Origin of the sequence: Bacillus sp. FSL M7-0791 (assembly GCF_038627085.1) — a bacterium.
GTDB classification, from domain to species: domain Bacteria; phylum Bacillota; class Bacilli; order Bacillales; family Bacillaceae; genus Bacillus; species Bacillus safensis.
The window spans coordinates 3,417,357-3,434,217 of sequence record NZ_CP152022.1 but is presented as its reverse complement, the minus strand read 5'-3'; the positions used below and the strand labels follow the sequence as shown (position 1 = coordinate 3,434,217).

General features: G+C 43.6%; 15 protein-coding genes. 14 read left to right on the top strand and 1 reads right to left on the bottom strand.

All coding sequences use genetic code 11. The features are described 5' to 3' along the window. Positions 1–308 precede the first annotated feature (308 nt). The 4 genes from MHI08_RS17660 to cydC are packed head-to-tail and all read left to right on the top strand — an operon-like array spanning position 309 to position 6,186. The gene (locus MHI08_RS17660; protein ID WP_041087626.1) at positions 309–1,724 is read left to right on the top strand and encodes a cytochrome ubiquinol oxidase subunit I; all 1,416 of its coding nucleotides are present in this window, start codon (positions 309–311) and stop codon (positions 1,722–1,724) included. After that, entirely contained in the window at positions 1,711–2,727 is a 1,017-nt protein-coding gene (gene cydB, locus MHI08_RS17655) for a cytochrome d ubiquinol oxidase subunit II (protein ID WP_024423880.1), read from the top strand. Before MHI08_RS17660 ends, cydB begins: the two co-directional genes overlap by 14 nt. Next, a complete protein-coding gene (gene cydD / locus MHI08_RS17650) occupies positions 2,727–4,463 on the top strand; it encodes a thiol reductant ABC exporter subunit CydD (RefSeq protein ID WP_342499830.1) in 1,737 nt (578 codons plus the stop codon). The genes cydB and cydD overlap by 1 nt, the downstream gene beginning before the upstream one ends. After that, on the top strand, positions 4,453–6,186 hold the full coding sequence (cydC, locus tag MHI08_RS17645; protein WP_342499829.1) for a thiol reductant ABC exporter subunit CydC: 1,734 nt from the start codon (positions 4,453–4,455) through the stop codon (positions 6,184–6,186). The genes cydD and cydC overlap by 11 nt, the downstream gene beginning before the upstream one ends. 57 nt (positions 6,187–6,243) lie before the next feature. On the opposite strand, the gene MHI08_RS17640 is transcribed toward cydC, so the two are convergent. Beyond that, positions 6,244–7,281: a pectate lyase gene (locus MHI08_RS17640; protein ID WP_342500203.1), complete on the bottom strand. Its 1,038-nt coding sequence runs from the start codon at positions 7,279–7,281 to the stop codon at positions 6,244–6,246. Between the two features lie 461 nt (positions 7,282–7,742). On the opposite strand from MHI08_RS17640, the gene sigY reads away from it, so the two are divergent. From sigY to celB, 10 genes are all read left to right on the top strand, one after another. After that, the gene (gene sigY / locus MHI08_RS17635; RefSeq protein WP_024427501.1) at positions 7,743–8,276 is read left to right on the top strand and encodes an RNA polymerase sigma factor SigY; all 534 of its coding nucleotides are present in this window, start codon (positions 7,743–7,745) and stop codon (positions 8,274–8,276) included. Next, entirely contained in the window at positions 8,273–8,584 is a 312-nt protein-coding gene (locus MHI08_RS17630) for a YxlC family protein (RefSeq protein ID WP_198456649.1), read from the top strand. The genes sigY and MHI08_RS17630 overlap by 4 nt, the downstream gene beginning before the upstream one ends. Further along, a complete protein-coding gene (locus MHI08_RS17625) occupies positions 8,581–8,793 on the top strand; it encodes a hypothetical protein (protein ID WP_024423874.1) in 213 nt (70 codons plus the stop codon). Before MHI08_RS17630 ends, MHI08_RS17625 begins: the two co-directional genes overlap by 4 nt. Before the next feature lie 311 nt (positions 8,794–9,104). After that, the gene (gene gdhA / locus MHI08_RS17620) at positions 9,105–10,475 is read left to right on the top strand and encodes an NADP-specific glutamate dehydrogenase (RefSeq protein ID WP_024423873.1); all 1,371 of its coding nucleotides are present in this window, start codon (positions 9,105–9,107) and stop codon (positions 10,473–10,475) included. A gap of 82 nt (positions 10,476–10,557) precedes the next feature. After that, on the top strand, positions 10,558–10,671 hold the full coding sequence (locus tag MHI08_RS17615) for a hypothetical protein (protein WP_223251037.1): 114 nt from the start codon (positions 10,558–10,560) through the stop codon (positions 10,669–10,671). A 125-nt stretch (positions 10,672–10,796) separates the two neighbouring features. Continuing rightward, the gene (locus MHI08_RS17610; RefSeq protein ID WP_342499828.1) at positions 10,797–12,188 is read left to right on the top strand and encodes a copper amine oxidase; all 1,392 of its coding nucleotides are present in this window, start codon (positions 10,797–10,799) and stop codon (positions 12,186–12,188) included. A gap of 59 nt (positions 12,189–12,247) precedes the next feature. Then, positions 12,248–12,862 (top strand): class F sortase, encoded by a 615-nt coding sequence (locus tag MHI08_RS17605; protein ID WP_024423871.1) that lies wholly within the window; start codon positions 12,248–12,250, stop codon positions 12,860–12,862. 237 nt (positions 12,863–13,099) lie between these two features. Then, a complete protein-coding gene (locus MHI08_RS17600; RefSeq protein WP_034624157.1) occupies positions 13,100–15,043 on the top strand; it encodes a BglG family transcription antiterminator in 1,944 nt (647 codons plus the stop codon). A gap of 122 nt (positions 15,044–15,165) precedes the next feature. Further along, positions 15,166–15,471 carry a PTS sugar transporter subunit IIB gene (locus MHI08_RS17595; RefSeq protein ID WP_024423869.1) on the top strand — a complete coding sequence of 102 codons (306 nt, stop codon included), beginning with the start codon at positions 15,166–15,168 and terminating at the stop codon, positions 15,469–15,471. A 14-nt stretch (positions 15,472–15,485) separates the two neighbouring features. Beyond that, positions 15,486–16,835: a PTS cellobiose transporter subunit IIC gene (gene celB / locus MHI08_RS17590; protein ID WP_024423868.1), complete on the top strand. Its 1,350-nt coding sequence runs from the start codon at positions 15,486–15,488 to the stop codon at positions 16,833–16,835. Positions 16,836–16,861 lie beyond the last annotated feature (26 nt).

Below are 16,861 nucleotides of genomic sequence, written 5' to 3'. Positions count from 1 at the left end.
GCTGCGGCTCACATGCAGCGCTATTTTTTTGCAGTTGTTTATTTCCCGTCACATATTCTTGACAAAGTATTCAAACAACTGACACAATACCATCCAAATTTTAGGTAAAATTTACTTTATTTTTGAAGCGTATGGGTGTAAAGTACAGGTATAAATAACTAACCGAATGAAAATCAAGAGTAAAATTTCACCGAGTGAACCATTTCAAATGGACTTTTATTTGTGAAACATTGAACAAATAGTGAACATTTTGTGAAATGGTGAGCATGAATCGTTCGGCATGTGAAAGTAAGGGAGGATGTAAGACTGTGAGTGAGCTGTTTTTAGCAAGATTTCAATTTGCTTCAACGACATTATTTCATTTTATTTTTGTTCCTATGTCAATAGGTTTGGTGTTTATCGTCGCATTGATGCAGACCCTTTATGTCGTCAAGAAAAAAGACATCTATAAAAAGATGGCGAAGTTTTGGGGTCACCTGTTCTTACTTAACTTTGCAGTAGGTGTGGTGACAGGGATTCTACAGGAATTCCAGTTTGGGATGAACTGGTCAGATTATTCAAGGTTTGTCGGTGATGTCTTTGGTGCACCGCTTGCCATTGAAGCACTTTTGGCCTTTTTCCTTGAATCTACATTTATTGGACTTTGGATATTCGGCTGGGATCGTCTGCCGAAGAAGATTCATTTATTGTGCATTTGGCTTGTTTCCCTTGGTACGATCTTTTCGGCGTTTTGGATTTTACTCGCTAACTCATTTATGCAGGAGCCAGTTGGATTTGCCATTAAAAATGGCCGTGCAGAAATGAATGATTTTGGCGCTCTTGTGACGAACCCGCAGCTTTGGGTTGAGTTCCCGCACGTTCTGTTTGGTGCGCTGGCAACAGGAGCTTTCTTTATTGCAGGAGTTAGTGCCTATAAAATGATCAAAAAACAAGAAATTGCCTTTTTCAAAAAATCATTCCAGATTGCAATGGTCCTCGCTTTAATTTCTGGTTTAGGTGTGGCGTTCTCTGGACATGATCAAGCGAAGCATTTAATGAAATCACAGCCAATGAAGATGGCAGCAAGTGAAGCCCTTTGGAAGGATAGTGGAGATCCAGCGGCTTGGACACTTTTTGCCAACATTGACACAGATAAAAAAGAAAACTCTGCGGAGATCAATATTCCGTTTGCCTTAAGTTATTTGGCTTATCAGAAGTTCAGTGGAGATGTTCCGGGCATGCTGACACTTCAAAAAGAATATGAAGCCAAGTTTGGCCCTGGAGACTACATTCCACCAGTGAAAACAACATTCTGGAGCTTTAGAATCATGGTCGGTGCCGGCATGCTGATGATTTTTGCTAGTATGATTGGCTTGTACTTAAGCTTTAGAAAGAAACTCGAAACAAACAAATGGTATTTACGCTTCATGGTATGGATGATTGCGTTCCCGTTTATTGCGAACTCAGCCGGCTGGATCATGACTGAGATCGGGCGTCAGCCGTGGACCGTCTTTGGTATGATGACGACGGCTCAATCGATTTCACCGAACGTATCGTATGGCATGCTGTTATTCTCAGTCATTAGCTTTACGGCGATGTATCTGATTCTTGCTATTGTGCTCGCCTACTTATTCATTCGAGAAATTAAAAAAGGTGCACATTCTGAAGAGGATACAGATCAAAAGGATGAAACGGACCTGTCTACAGATCCATTTGATGGAGGCGCATATCATGGCATATCTTAACGAGATTTGGTTTATTCTTGTCGCAGTATTGTTTGTTGGATTTTTCTTTTTAGAAGGATTTGATTTTGGTGTCGGGATGTCCATGCAGCTGCTTGGAAAGGATGCGCACGAGCGCCGCATTTTAATCAATACGATTGGTCCTTTCTGGGATGCGAATGAGGTCTGGCTGATTACAGCTGGCGGTGCTATTTTCGCTGCATTCCCTCACTGGTATGCCACGATGTTCAGCGGATACTATATTCCGTTTGCGGTTCTTCTCTTAGCGCTCATTGGGCGCGGGGTCGCCTTTGAATTCCGAGGGAAGGTTGAGAAAGCCTCTTGGATTAAGGCGTGGGACTGGGTGATCTTCTTTGGCAGTCTGCTTCCGCCGTTTTTGCTCGGTGTGTTATTCACGAGTATTTTACGCGGGATGCCAATTGATCAAGACATGAACATGTACGCTGGATTTACGGACTTTGTGAATCTTTACTCTGTGATCGGCGGGTTAGCTGTGACGGTTCTTTGCCTGCTGCATGGCTTGATTTTTGTCACACTTCGTACAGAGGGTGACTTAAGAGATCGTGCAAGAAAACTGGGCCAGCGTGTCCTGCTCATTGCCCTCCCTGTTCTTGTTATATTTGTCGGTGTGTCCATCATTGAAACAGACATTTATACCGTACGCCCGATCATCACCATTCCGTTAACTGTGCTGATTGTGGTTTGTTATATAGCTGCCCTTGTTTTGATGAGAAAAGAACGTGATGGCTGGACATTCTTATTCACAGGGACAGGCATCATGGTGACGGTGGCCATGCTGTTCACAGCATTGTTCCCGCGCGTCATGATTAGTTCAATCAGCCATTCGTTTGATCTCACAATTCAAAACGCTGCATCTGGATCTTATTCACTGACGGTCATGACGATTGTTGCCGTTTCTTTGCTGCCCTTTGTGCTTGGGTATCAAATTTGGAGCTATTACGTCTTCCGTAAACGTGTAAGCGGTAAGGAGCCAATGACCTACTAATGGATAAACGTTTGCTTCAATTAAAAGGAATGAGAGGGCTTCTTGCCCTCTTAGGTATTGTGTCACTCATCCAAGGAGCAAGTATTATTTTCCAAGCACAGTGGCTGGCACATGCCATTACAACGCTGTTTGACGGGAAAAGCCTCTCGCAGGCAACACCTTATGTCCTGCTGTTTCTTGCTGCCTTTCTTGTGCGGCACGGTCTCACCTTGATTCGGGAGAAGGTCATGTTTACCTACTCTTCCCGAATTGGAGCAGACGTCAGAAAGCAGCTGCTAGACCAACTCTTTCGATTAGGGACTGCCTTTGCAAAGAAAAAAGGGACAGGAAAGCTTGTCACATTAGCAATGGAAGGAATTGCTCAATACCGTCAGTATTTACAGCTGTTTTTGCCGAAAATGGTGAACATGGCAGTGATTCCGGCGATGGTCCTTATCTATGTGTGGACATTAGATGAAACATCAGCCGTCATTTTAATTGTGACGCTGCCAATTTTAATTATTTTTATGATTTTGCTAGGCCTTGTTGCTCAGCGTAAAGCGGCCAAACAATGGAGATCGTATGAGAAATTATCCAATCATTTTACTGACTCTCTCCGCGGTCTTGAGACGCTTCGTTACTTAGGGATCAGCAAAAAACACTCCCGTAATATTGCGGAGGTGTCAAAGCGATATCGAAAAGCGACCATGAGTACACTGAAGGTCGCCTTTCTGTCATCGTTTGCCCTCGATTTCTTTTCCATGCTATCGATTGCAACCGTCGCTGTTTTTCTTGGATTACGTTTAATTGAAGGAGAGCTTCTGTTATTGCCGGCTTTGACGGCGCTTATGCTGGCACCGGAGTATTTCCTGCCGGTACGTGAAGTGGGAAATGATTATCATGCGACGTTAAATGGAAAAGAAGCGAATGAAGCCATGCAGGTCATTTTAGAAGAAAAAGGCTTCCGCGCCCAGGAGACACAATCTGTGCAGCTGAATAAGTGGGATGAACAATCCGTGCTCACCCTGCAAGATGTTTGTGTTCAGCATGATGAACATGCCCCTTATTCCATTCAGGATGTGGATCTCACTGTCAAAGGGAAGAAGAAAATCGGCATCATTGGTGCCAGTGGTTCAGGAAAATCGACATTAACCGATGTTCTCGGCGGCTTTGTTGAACCGTCTACGGGTCAAATCACACTGAACGGCCAGCCGCTTGTTCATTTACAGATGAAGGAATGGCAAAAGGAAGTTGTCTATATGCCGCAGCATCCCTATTTATTTCACATGACTTTAAGAGAAAACATTCGTTTTTATGAACCGGATGCAACAGACGAAGAAGTGGAAAGAGCAGTGCATGAGGCTGGCTTATCTCAGCTGGTTACGCAGTTGCCAAATGGCCTGGAGGAGGTCATTGGAGAACAGGGAAGAGGGCTAAGCGGCGGACAGGCGCAAAGAATTGCGCTTGCTCGAACTGTGCTGGGCCAGCGGTCCATTATGCTGTTAGATGAACCAACGGCGCATCTCGATATTGAAACAGAGTATGAACTGAAGAAAACAATGCTTCCACTGTTTGAACATAAACTTGTGTTCTTAGCGACACACAGGCTCCATTGGATGCCGGACATGGATGAAATCATTGTCATGGATCAAGGAACCGTCGCAGAAATGGGGACACATGAATCATTAATGCAAAGAAAAGGCGTGTATTATCAATTGGTACAGGAGCAAATGGGGGCGGTCACACATGGTCAGTAAAGGCTGGTTTATACCTTATATCAAGGAGAATCAAAAGCTGTTTGCCTTGGTTTTATTTTTAGGAGCCATTGCGGTATTCTCTGCTTCTATGCTGATGTACACGTCTGGATTTCTCATTTCAAAAGCTGCGACAAGACCTGAGAATATACTCATGGTCTACGTCCCAATTGTGGCTGTACGTACCTTTGGTATTTCGCGCTCTGCTGCCCGCTACGCAGAAAGGCTGGCAAGTCATCAGCTCATTTTGACAATGATTGAAAAAATGCGTGTACGCCTCTATGACATGGCTGAACGAAGTGCCAAACAGACAAAGCTGGGGACAGGTGAAATGCTTGGTCTCTTGTCAGATGATGTGGAGAGATTGCAGGACGCTTATTTAAAAACCATCTTTCCATCTATCGGTGCACTGCTTTTATATGCCGCATCCATTGGAGCACTTGGCCTTTTCTCATGGCCTTTTGCTGGACTGATGCTGCTTTATATGGCACTTCTCGTATTCGTTTTCCCATACGTCACAGTGCTTGTGAACCGGGCAAGACTAATTCAAATGAAAAAAGGCAGAAATGAACTGTACAGCCATTTAACAGATGCAGTCATGGGCGTTAGTGACTGGCTGTTCAGCGGCAGGCAGAAAGATTTTGTGGATGGTTATGAACAAAAAGAAGCGCAGCTGTTAGCGCTTGAAGCAGCCAAACACCGATTTATCCGGGTGCGTCAATTTTTTGCACAGCTCTTGATTGGAGGAGCTGTCGTGCTTGTCGTGTATTGGAGCGGCTCGGTCGTTCAGTCAGGATCCATGTCACACACACTGATTGCAGCCTTTGTGCTTGTGCTGTTTCCGTTAACAGAAGCCTTTCTTCCGCTGTCAGATGCAGCAGGTGATATTCCCGTCTATCAGCATGCCGTCAGCAGGTTGCATCATTATGAAAAGCAGTCATATGAAGGAGAAGCTGAGAGAAAGGCAGTGGATCAGTCAGCCATTTCACACGATGAAGCTGTCTGTTTTGATCAAGTGTCCTTTCGGTATGACACGCATCAATATGTCCTTCAAGACCTGTCCTTTTCTCTGAAGCAAGGGGAATCACTCGCGCTTTTAGGAAAAAGCGGTGCAGGCAAATCGACCATTTTAAAATTGTTAGAAGGGGCAGTCGTTCCAAATCAAGGAGCGGTCAGTATTCAAGGGAAATCGGTTCAAAGCATTCAAGAGAAGGTGGCTGCCTATGTGTCTGTGCTCAATCAACAGCCTTATTTATTTGATACGTCTGTTTTAAACAATATTCGTTTAGGATCTCCAGAGGCGACAGAAGAACAGGTAAAAGAAGCAGCAAGACAAGTGCAGCTGCATGATTACATTGAGTCTTTGCCAGAAGGTTATCACACAGGTGTTCAGGAGACAGGGGTTCGATTTTCAGGTGGAGAAAGACAGCGTATGGCGTTAGCTCGGATATTGCTTCAGGACACGCCGGTAGTTATATTAGATGAACCGACCGTCGGGCTTGATCCGCGGACAGAGCGTGAATTGCTTGAAACCATCTTCTGTGTGTTAAAAGGGAAAACAGTTATTTGGATTACCCATCACCTGACTGGCTGTGAGGCATGTGACCGCATCATGTTTATTGAAGACGGGCGCATTGAGATGCAAGGTCAGCATCAGGATTTACTAAAAGAAAACACGCGTTATCAAAAGCTGTATGAAATGGATCGTCCATTTTCTACTATTTAAATGAATGAAATGACAAGAACGTTCGGACAGGAAAACTCTGCCCGAACGTTTTGTGGTTTAAGGGTTTACTTTCCCAACACCTGCATTTGTTATCACTTCTGATTTCACATTGTTCACGTTAAGCAAAGAGTAGTTATAAGGAGGGTTATACGTTCCTGTTGAAGACGTTGGCAGACTGCCTGTGCTGTTAATATACGAGTTGTTGATGACATGCCATGTACCAACTTGACGGCTGTCCCAGCTTCCGATCGCATTTTTGGTGTTTTCAAATACGTTGTGTTCAATTCTCATCTTCGCGCCCATACGCGAGTTAATCGCTGTTGTGAGGATGTCTTTGTAATAGTTGTTATAGACATGTCCTTCCCCGAAGCGCATAGACGGTACACGAGAGTTCAGGTTTTCAAAGCGGTTGTTATGGAACGTAATTTTTCGATTGTAGTTATCGTTATCGGAGCTGCCCATGAGCATTGTTTTCCAGCTGTCATGTACATAGTTCCACGAGAAGGTAATGTAGTCAGAGTCATTTTTTACATCAAATAAACCATCGTAGTCATCCTTCCCGGAATTCAATGTGTTGTACAGTTCATTATGATCGACCCATATGTTTTTAGCACCGCCTTCAATCCCGATGGCATCTTTGTCACCGATTTTGCTGTGGTGGATTTTCAAGTTGCGGATGATGATGTTATTGGCGCGCCATACTTTAATGCCAATCCCATTCAATTCGCCGTTCGTCCCTTTACCGACGATCGAGACATTATTTGTATCTTTCACATCGATTTTATTGGCTGATGTATTAGAGGGGGTAATCGTCCCGTCTACAACAATTTTTAATTTTTCGTTTGTTCCTTTATTTTTGAGGGCAGCCAATAGTTCATTTCCAGTTTTGACTGTGACGGTTTTACCGCCTTCACCGCCTGTTGTGCCGCCATTTAATGTGGAGAAGCCTTGTTGATTAAAGTTGGCCATAATAGAAGGGCTTTCTGGATATTTGGCTGCTGCCTTTGCCTCCCCGTTTGGTGCAAATAATGAAGTGACGAGACCGACAGCTAATACACTGGCTAACATTGGAACTTTTCTCTTCAAAGTCAACATCTCCATTCTATTTTATTTTAATGAAAACGTTTCCAAAATAAGCTGTGATTCAACCAATCCTCCTTCCTTCACAAGCATTGCTTCTTTCGGAATGTAGGATGAGCATAGCATGCAAAAAGGTATCATCGGCTAAGGATAGGCGCAGCGTATTCCATGATTTTCTAGGAAGCTAAGCCAATGATTATTTCATTTTCATCTTCATGAGATAAGGACCATTGTCGATAGGTATGAGGATGACATCTTGATTATGGAGAGGAGGCTCTCCATTTCGTAGAAAATCAAGATGATTACGAACGCATCATTTTGTTAGAGAAGAAGGAATGCCATAATCATTACATAAGAAAAAATTGGATATAAAACGAGAATCATAGAGGATATGCTAAAAAATAAGGTTCATTTTAAACGATATTGTCATCCGTGTCGTCTCATGAGTAAGAGAAGAAAAGGAAGGAGGGGCGTGTTTGGAGCAGACAGAAGAGACATTATTGATTCAGCGGGCAAAACAGGGAGATGATGCCGCGTTTACAGCCCTTTATCGGCATCATTATTCCTTTCTTTACCGATATATGTTGAAGCTCACCCTTCAACAAGAGCTCGCAGAGGAAATCATGCAAGAAACGATGCTGAAAGCGTATATGAAACTTTCTTCATTTAGAGGAGATGCCTTATTTTCAACCTGGCTCATTTCGATTGCATCTAGGCAATTTTTAGATCACCAGAAGAAAAGAAAACGTGAACAAATGAGAGAAGGTAAAGCGAATCAGGAAGCCATACGCCGCTTTAAATGGGACGTTCAGCAAAAGGGGAACACATGGCATGACATGTGGGATGCTTTAAATGAATTAAAGGCTCAGGAGAGAGCCCCGATTATTCTCCACTATTATTATGGATTTACCTACCCAGAAATAGCTTTAATGCTCGGAATGAGAGAAGGCACTGTGAAATCGAGGGTCCATCATGGATTAAAGAAAATTCGAAAGGAGTGGGATTTATGAAGGAAGATCGTTTGACCGAACGTTTAAAAGAAGAGCTCAAGCAGCTAGACGAACAAATTGAAGTGGAAAAGCCAAGTGAGCTGGCTGTCATGATGATGCTGAAACAGGCGAAGGAACAAGAGAAAAGGCGTTTTAAACAAGAAGTGCTGGCATACATTCTGATCAGTTTGACCATTCTGGCACTCTTTGCAGCTGCCATTACCCATTTGCCTATCATCTTCATTGTTCTCCAAATAGTGAGCGTCCCCATCTGCTTTGTTGTTGGCTACAAGGAATATCAACATATCAAAGGAGGGTCTTCCTTATGAGTCAGACGGAAATGATCATCTTATTGTGCGTCTTGCCGTTATTGTTTGCACAGGGCTTTCTTTTATTTATGGATGCAAAGAAAAGAGGGCGTTACAAGTGGTTCTGGGGCATTGTCGGTCTCATTAACTTTCCATCGTCTTCTATTTTGTATTGGCTTTGTGTCGTGTTACCTGATCGAAAAAGAGGCGGGAAGCCCCGAAAAGATTGAGTGCATTCGATCAAACTTTTGACCCTTTTTTCGTTGGAAAACGAGCTAGAAATTCATCATGATTCATGTATTTGTCAAAGAAAACGGGACGAGAAAAATCCGCTTGTTCGTTTCTAGCACATTAGTCATTCCTTGAGCGCTTATTTTTAATGACAATCGCTGCGGCTGCTTGATCTATCTCAATTCGGCATCATTTTCATCTGTTATCAATATTGATCAGATTTTACAATTGGTGTTAAATTAGTCTCAATATGCGTTAGAAAATCTAACAATTAAATGTGTGAAGATATCTACAAGGAGGCAGATGCGACATGTTGACCTTAGATCGAGCAGCACAAACAGCACAAAGCTACATCCACCGTGTGTTAGAAGAGGTGGAAAAACGAAATCCCGGAGAAGAGGAATTCCAGCAAGCCGTAAAAGAAATTCTGGAATCACTCGTCCCAGTTTTTGCAAAGCATCCAGAGTATGAAAAACAAGGCATTTTAGAACGGCTCATTGAGCCTGAGCGGCTTGTGGTATTTCGAGTGCCATGGGTAGACGATGAGGGCAAAGTACAAGTCAATCGAGGATTTAGGGTTCAATTCAATAGTGCCATCGGTCCTTATAAAGGAGGCATTCGCTTTCATCCAACCGTTAATGCAAGCATTATCAAATTTTTAGGATTTGAACAAATCTTTAAAAATGCACTGACTGGTATGCCGATTGGCGGAGGGAAAGGCGGATCGGATTTTGACCCTAAAGGGAAGTCTGATGGGGAAATCATGCGTTTCGTTCAAAGCTTTATGAGTGAACTCGGCCGATATATTGGACCTGATCAAGATGTGCCAGCAGGTGATATTGGTGTAGGAGCACGCGAAATTGGCTATATGTTCGGACAGTACAAGAAAATGCGCGGTGCTTATGAAGCGGGTGTACTCACGGGGAAAAGCCCTGGATTCGGAGGCAGCTTAGCGAGAAAAGAGGCAACAGGCTACGGACTGGTGTACTTCATGGAGGAAATGCTGAAAGCACATGGGCTTCAATTTGAAGGACGTTCCGTTGTTGTGTCGGGCTCAGGAAATGTGTCTATTTATGCAATGGAAAAGGTAATCGAATTAGGCGGTAAGGTTGTGGCTTGTAGTGATTCAAGCGGAGCGATTTATGATCCTCAAGGAATTTCACTTGAGACCATCAAGCAGCTCAAGGAAGTCGAGAATCAGCGGATTGGGGCATACATAGACATTCACCCGCATGCTGAATTAATTGAAGATTGCGAACAAATTTGGTCCGTTCCTTGTGATATTGCGCTGCCATGTGCAACACAAAATGAAATATCAGAGGCGCATGCACAGCAGCTTGTGGCAAATGGTGTCATCGCTGTAGGAGAGGGAGCCAATATGCCGTCCACTCTTAAGGCGGTCAAAGTATTTGAAGAGAATCGTATTTTATTTGCGCCAGCAAAAGCGGCCAATGCTGGAGGAGTAGGTGTATCAGCACTGGAAATGGCACAAAACAGTGCAAGAATATCTTGGACATTTGAAGAAGTAGATGCTCAGCTGAAACAAATGATGCAGTCTATTTATCGTCAGTGTACAGAGACAGCAGACGAATATGGACACTCAGGGAACATCATGGTTGGAGCAAATATTGCAGGATTTCGTAAAGTGGCAGATGCCATGATCGCACAAGGCGTGATTTAACTCCTGCTCTCCCGCACCTGTTTATTTCATGACAAGATGGGGAATCGTCCTTTAAGAATGACAATAAGGAGGCGCGGGAGAAATGAAAAAATGGCTGAAACAAATTGTCAAATGGGCACCTGTGATTTATCCATTGGTGAGAAAAATATATAAAGAGCGAAAAGCATCTAAACGTCGTAACGTATCAGCCGGATAATCCGGCTTTTTTTTATGCAAACATACAGAGCCTGTGTTGTAAGAAAAAAATAATAGAATCGAATGATCTATTTTCTCCCTCTCTCCGTTAAGTACATAACAAACGGAAAGAGGAGGAAATAAAAGATGAACATGAAGAAAGCAATGTTAACCATTCCACTGAGCGCAGCATTATTATTCCCAGCGGCTCATATCGCAAGTGCACACGAAGGACATATGCATGGGGAGGCGAAGAAGACGTCTTCGTCACAAGAGGTGTCAAATAAAGCCACAGATCTTCGAGCAGCACTAGATCAGCTGTTTTCAGAGCACGCCTATTTAGCAGTGATCACGATGCAAAAAGGAATTGACGGCAGTAAAGACTTCAATCAAGCAGCGGCGGCTTTAAATGAAAACACGAATGACTTATCAGATGCAATTGCCTCTGTGTATGGAAAAAAAGCAGGCAAACAATTCAAGGACATTTGGTCAAGTCATATCGGCTACTTTGTTGACTATGTACAAGCCACAGCGAAAAAAGACGATGCAGGTAAAAAGAAAGCGATGAAGCAGCTTGATCAATATCGAATGAAACAAGCCGATATGCTCGATCAAGCAACAGACGGCAGACTGAAAGCAAGTGAGCTTGAAGAAGGCTTGAAGATGCATGTGAATGAACTGTTAAAAGCGTTTGACAGCTATACTGAAAAGGATTTTGATAAGACCTATGAAACGGTTAGAAAATCCATTCATCATATGTTTGAGGTAGGAAAAGGCGTGTCATGGGCCATCACAGATCAATTTCCTGGGAAATTTGATCAAAAGTCAGTGGATACACCAGCAGCGGATCTTCGTGAAGATTTAAACTACTTGTTTTCAGAGCATTTGGCACTCGCGGTAGTTGCCATGCAAAAAGGAAATGATGGCAGCAAGGACTTTGAGCAGGCTGCAGCAGCTTTAAATGAAAACACAAATGATTTATCTGCTGCGATTGCATCTGTTTATGGTAAGGATGCAGGCAAACAATTCAAAGACATTTGGTCAAGCCATATCGGCTATTTAGTTGATTATGTCAAAGCGGATGCATCAGGGGATCAACAAGCAAAAGAAAAGGCTGTCAAAGATTTAGATGCGTATCGAATGAAGCAAGCGAAATTCCTAGATCAAGCGACAGATGGACGTTTAAAGGCAGCTGATCTTGAGGCTGGTTTGAAAACACATATTGATGAGCTGATCAAAACATATACGTCTTACCATAATGGCGAATATGATCAGCTTTATCCGACAGTGAGAGAGGCTTATGGTCATATGTTCATGGTTGGTCAGGATGTCGCAGCAGCGATTGTTGATCAGCATCCTGAGCTGTTCAAATCCAACATGCCTAATGAAATACCGAAAACAGGCATGGGAGGCACAGCAGGTCCTTTAGGCATGTCCTATGAAGCATTTGCGGGAATGATCGCAAGTTTAATCCTAGCAGGCGGTGCAGCCGGTGCATTTTTCCTCATTCGCCGTAAGGCATCAAATTCTAACTCATAAAGACAGATGGGAACGTGCACAATCGTGCCGTTCCTTTCTTCAAAAGGAGGCCGGCTTAGATGAAAAATTGGCTGCTCAGTATTCTTTCGCTTCTCATCATCACAGGCTGTTCATCACAGTCAATGGACGAATCCTCATCCTCAAAAAACATACAAGTTACTAAGGAAATGACCACACATCAAGCTGAGAAAAAGAACCACTCACACGATACATTAAAAGACGAGCCGTCTGGCATTGTACCAGCTGAAATCGCCATTCCCGCGATTGATGTCAAAGCAAAAGTGGAGAAAACAACTTTATCAAAGGATGGCAGTATGGGTGTCCCTCAGGAAACAGACAACACGGCTTGGTTTGAAGATGGTCCAAAGCCGGGAGATAAAGGGAATGCCGTCATGAACGGCCATGTAGATAATAAATGGGGTCCATCGGTTTTTTATCGATTAAAGGAGCTAAAAAAGGGAGACAAGGTGATCGTCACGTCTTCATCAGGAAAAAAGCGAACCTTTGAAGTCATAAAAGTAAGAGGCTATCCGCGTGAAGAGAAGCCTAATGCGTTTTTTGGATATGCCTTTACACGGAATCTCAATTTAATCACTTGTACAGGGACATTTGATCATGCAGCAGGTACGCATGAAAAAAGATTGGTTGTCTTTACCCAGCTGATTTCTTCATAAAGAAGGCGGGTACACGATGGTGTACGCCTTTTTTTCGTGGTTTTCGCAAGTATCTTTCAAAAAGATTCATAGGACATTAGATATGGTTAGTTGTATAAATAGGGGCATTTGTCATATATATGAGTTGGCAATTTTTATTTCTTTTCAGTAGAATATGAGTAATGAAGAGAACTGCAAGCGTATACAACCTGTCCAGACAAGGCAGATTCTCCACCCCTACATAAGGAGGCCGATCTGATGCTGAGTAAAAGACTGGCGCACATCTTAAGTCAGCTCATGGCAGCTGAGACCCCGCTCACAAGCGCTGCACTTTCTGCCAGTTTACAAGTGACAAGCCGCACCATTCGTACAGACATAAAAGAACTGAACGACCGTCTTGCCCCTTATCAAGCAGCTGTAACAGCTGTTAGAGGAGCTGGCTATGAGCTGCTGATCAACGATGAGAATGCCTTTCGCCGTTTTATGAAGGAGGAGGTCGAGCAGGAAGAGCCGCTTGCTGTGCTGCCAGAGGAGCGTGTTCGGTTTATTTTAAAAAGGCTTCTTTTGGCAGAATCCTATGTGAAGCTGGAGGATTTACAGGAGCAGCTGTTTATTAGTAAATCAACGATGAGCAACGATGTGAAATCGGTCAAACGTAAGCTGGAGCCCTTTGGTCTGAAGCTGGAAGCGAAGCCGGGCAAAGGCTGCCGAATCAAGGGATCAGAGATGAAAATCCGTTATTGTATGTCAGAATATTTATTCAATGAATGTCGTTCTTATCAAACGATGCTGAACACAGCTGTTACCATTTTGCCAAAGCATGAACTCGAATTGATTCAGAAAACAATGATCAATTATATCAATGAGGAAGGTATGAATCTATCAGACATTTGCATGAATAATTTAATCGTTCATGTCGCCATTGCCTGCAAACGAATTAGACACGGAAACTATGTATCTGTTCTTCCAGAGGAAATCAGCGAAATTCCCCGGGCAAAGGAATATAAGGTCGCTAAAAAAATGGTGGAGCGTCTTGAAGGGCTGCTGGATGTCTCATTTCCACAAGAGGAAATCGTCTATATCACCATTCATTTGCTAGGAACAGCCAAAATGGTACAGTCCTTTTCCTCGAGCGGTCAAAAACAAATTGTAGATGATGACACGAGCCGGCTTGTACAGCTCATGCTGAAGGCCATTGATCAAAAATTGCAGCTTGATTTAGCCGGTGATACGGAACTAATGATTGGATTGAGTCTGCACTTAAAGCCTGCCATCAACCGATGTAAATATGGAATGAACTTAAGAAATCCGATGCTTGATGAAATAAAAGCGGGGTATCCCCTTGCTTTTGAAGCGGGGATTATCGCCAGCAGGGTTCTTGAAGAAGAGGAAGGGCTGAGTATTCATGAGAACGAAATCGGATATATGGCGCTTCATTTTGGTGCGGCTTTAGAGCGGAGGAAAATGGAGATCCCGCCGAAGCGGTGTCTCATTGTCTGTGCGTCTGGTGCAGGGAGTGCAAGGCTGCTGCAGGATCGTTTGCGGTCACAATTTGGATCAAAGCTGACCATTTTAGGAACAGCAGAGCTATATTCGCTTCCGCATGTCTCTTTGCATGCCTTGGATTTGATTATTACAACGATCCCAATTCATATGGATTTACCGGTTCCAGTCATTCAAGTGAACACCATTTTGGGAGGCGGTGATTTTTTAAAAATTGAAGAAGCCCTGACGAGTGAAACAAGGGTGACATTGGCCTCTCAATATATGAAAAAGGAATTGGTTTTTACAAAACGCGCCTTTCAAACAAAGGAAGAGGTCATCACCTTTTTAACGCAAAAAGTCATCGATATGGGCTTAGCGCCAGCTGAACTCACACCATCAGTCATGGAAAGAGAAGAGGCTGCCCCTACCTCTTTCGGACATTATACAGCGATTCCGCACCCGATGACGCCGCTGACAGATAAGACGTTTTGGGCGATATGTACATTAGAAAAACCAATCATTTGGGGAGAGAAAAAGGTTCAATTTGTCTGCCTGCTTTGTGTCGAAAAAGAGAATGCCAAAGATTTAAAAGGCATGTACCGCCTGCTGGGGGAGCTTGTGCATAATGTGAAATTCATTCAGCATCTGATCGCCTGTGATACATTTGAAGACATGCTTGATATCATGTATAAAAAGGCTCCATCGTACAAGAACTAACTGTGTGATACTAACTTTTTCCGCTTCCTAAAGGAAAAAGTATGGGTGTTTATGAAAGCGGTTTCATAATATGATGAATGTGTAAAGAATAGCTTCACACTTTGAAAAGGGGGCGTTTACACATGAACATCTTATTGGTTTGCGCAGCAGGTATGTCTACAAGCTTACTTGTCACAAAAATGGAGAAAAGCGCACAAGAACAAGGAAAAGAATATCGTATTTGGGCAGTATCAGGAGATTCTGCGAAAAATCATATTGATCAAGCCGATGTGCTTTTATTAGGACCTCAGGTTCGATATTTATTACCGCAAATGAAAAAGCTCGGAGAAGAAAAAGGAATCCCAGTAGACGTGATTAATACTGTGCACTATGGCGTATGTAATGGCGCTGAGGTTTTAAAATCTGCTGAACAGTTAGTGAACGGATAAAGGGGGCGGAGGGGATGAATGGATTCAACCGATTTCTAGAAGAGAAGGTCATGCCGTTTGCAGGGAAGATTGCCGCTCAAAGACATTTACAAGCATTGCGTGACGGAATTGTTTTAACCATGCCTCTCATTATTGTCGGTTCACTGTTTCTCATTTTAGCTAACCTTCCGATCCCAGGATACAGCGATTTTATGGCAAGTATCTTTGGAGCAGAATGGGCCACGAAACTATCCTATCCTGTGAATGCAACCTTTGACATTATGGCACTTGTTGCGACCTTCGGGATTGCTTACAGGCTTGCTGAAAAGTATGCCGTTGATGCGCTATCATCTGGTGCGATCGCTGTTGCGGCTTTCCTTTTGGCTACACCATATCAAGTACCTTTCACACCTGAAGGCTCAACAGAAGCTATCCTAGTAGGCGGGGGAATTCCTGTCACACTGATGGGCAGTAAAGGTTTATTCGTTGCCATGATTATTGCCATGCTTTCAACCGAAATTTACCGCTTCATTGTACAGCGGAACATTGTGATCAAAATGCCTGATGGTGTACCGCCAGCAGTCAGTAAATCGTTTATTGCACTTATTCCAGGTTTTGTGGTCATCACCCTGATCTGGGTCGCTAGACTTGTGATTGAGATGACACCTTTTGAGAGTATTCATAATATCATCACGGTCTTAATTGGCACACCGCTATCGATTCTTGGTGGCAGCTTAGGCGGCAGTATCGTTGCGATGGGTGTGCAAATGCTCCTCTGGGCATGTGGTATTCACGGAGCAACCATTGTCGGCGGCGTCATGGGGCCAATTTGGCTCGGTGCAATGGATGAGAACCGTCTTGCATTCCAAGCAGGAGAAGTACTGCCGAATATTTTCACAGCGCAGTTCTTTGAAATCTTCATCAACGTCGGCGGAAGCGGAGCAACGCTTGCTTTGGTGCTGACCATGATCTTACGCGCCAGAAGTAAACAAATGAAACAGCTTGGCCGCCTTGCCATTGGGCCAGCCATCTTTAACATCAACGAACCGATCATTTTTGGAATGCCGATTGTCATGAACCCAATGCTCCTCATTCCGTTTATCCTTACGCCAATCATGATGATCATCACCACATATATCGGAATGAGCACAGGGCTTGTGGCAAAACCAGCCGGGATCGCTGTCCCATGGACCATGCCGCCAATCATTTCAGGCTATCTCGCCACAGGAGGCAAAATCTCTGGTGCTGTCATGCAGCTGATTAACCTTGCGCTGTCATTTGCTCTATACTACCCATTCTTTAGAATGTGGGATAAGCAGAAATTGAAAGAAGAAAGTGAGCTAGAAACAAAAGCATCAACTGATGAAAATGTCGTCAGCATGTAATAGAGGGAACAAGGGGGATGCGGCCG

Excerpts from the sequence above, each read along its gene's own strand:
- MHI08_RS17605 (WP_024423871.1), top strand. The coding sequence starts at position 12,248 with ATGAAAAATTGGCTGCTCAGTATTCTTTCGCTTCTCATCATCACAGGC.
- MHI08_RS17610 (WP_342499828.1), top strand. The coding sequence starts at position 10,797 with ATGAACATGAAGAAAGCAATGTTAACCATTCCACTGAGCGCAGCATTA.
- MHI08_RS17600 (WP_034624157.1), top strand. The coding sequence starts at position 13,100 with ATGCTGAGTAAAAGACTGGCGCACATCTTAAGTCAGCTCATGGCAGCT.
- MHI08_RS17630 (WP_198456649.1), top strand. The coding sequence starts at position 8,273 with ATGAAGGAAGATCGTTTGACCGAACGTTTAAAAGAAGAGCTCAAGCAG.
- celB (WP_024423868.1), top strand. The coding sequence starts at position 15,486 with ATGAATGGATTCAACCGATTTCTAGAAGAGAAGGTCATGCCGTTTGCA.
- cydB (WP_024423880.1), top strand. The coding sequence starts at position 1,711 with ATGGCATATCTTAACGAGATTTGGTTTATTCTTGTCGCAGTATTGTTT.
- MHI08_RS17640 (WP_342500203.1), bottom strand. The coding sequence starts at position 7,281 with ATGTTGACTTTGAAGAGAAAAGTTCCAATGTTAGCCAGTGTATTAGCT.
- MHI08_RS17625 (WP_024423874.1), top strand. The coding sequence starts at position 8,581 with ATGAGTCAGACGGAAATGATCATCTTATTGTGCGTCTTGCCGTTATTG.
- MHI08_RS17595 (WP_024423869.1), top strand. The coding sequence starts at position 15,166 with ATGAACATCTTATTGGTTTGCGCAGCAGGTATGTCTACAAGCTTACTT.
- gdhA (WP_024423873.1), top strand. The coding sequence starts at position 9,105 with ATGTTGACCTTAGATCGAGCAGCACAAACAGCACAAAGCTACATCCAC.
- MHI08_RS17615 (WP_223251037.1), top strand. The coding sequence starts at position 10,558 with ATGAAAAAATGGCTGAAACAAATTGTCAAATGGGCACCTGTGATTTAT.
- cydC (WP_342499829.1), top strand. The coding sequence starts at position 4,453 with ATGGTCAGTAAAGGCTGGTTTATACCTTATATCAAGGAGAATCAAAAG.
- cydD (WP_342499830.1), top strand. The coding sequence starts at position 2,727 with ATGGATAAACGTTTGCTTCAATTAAAAGGAATGAGAGGGCTTCTTGCC.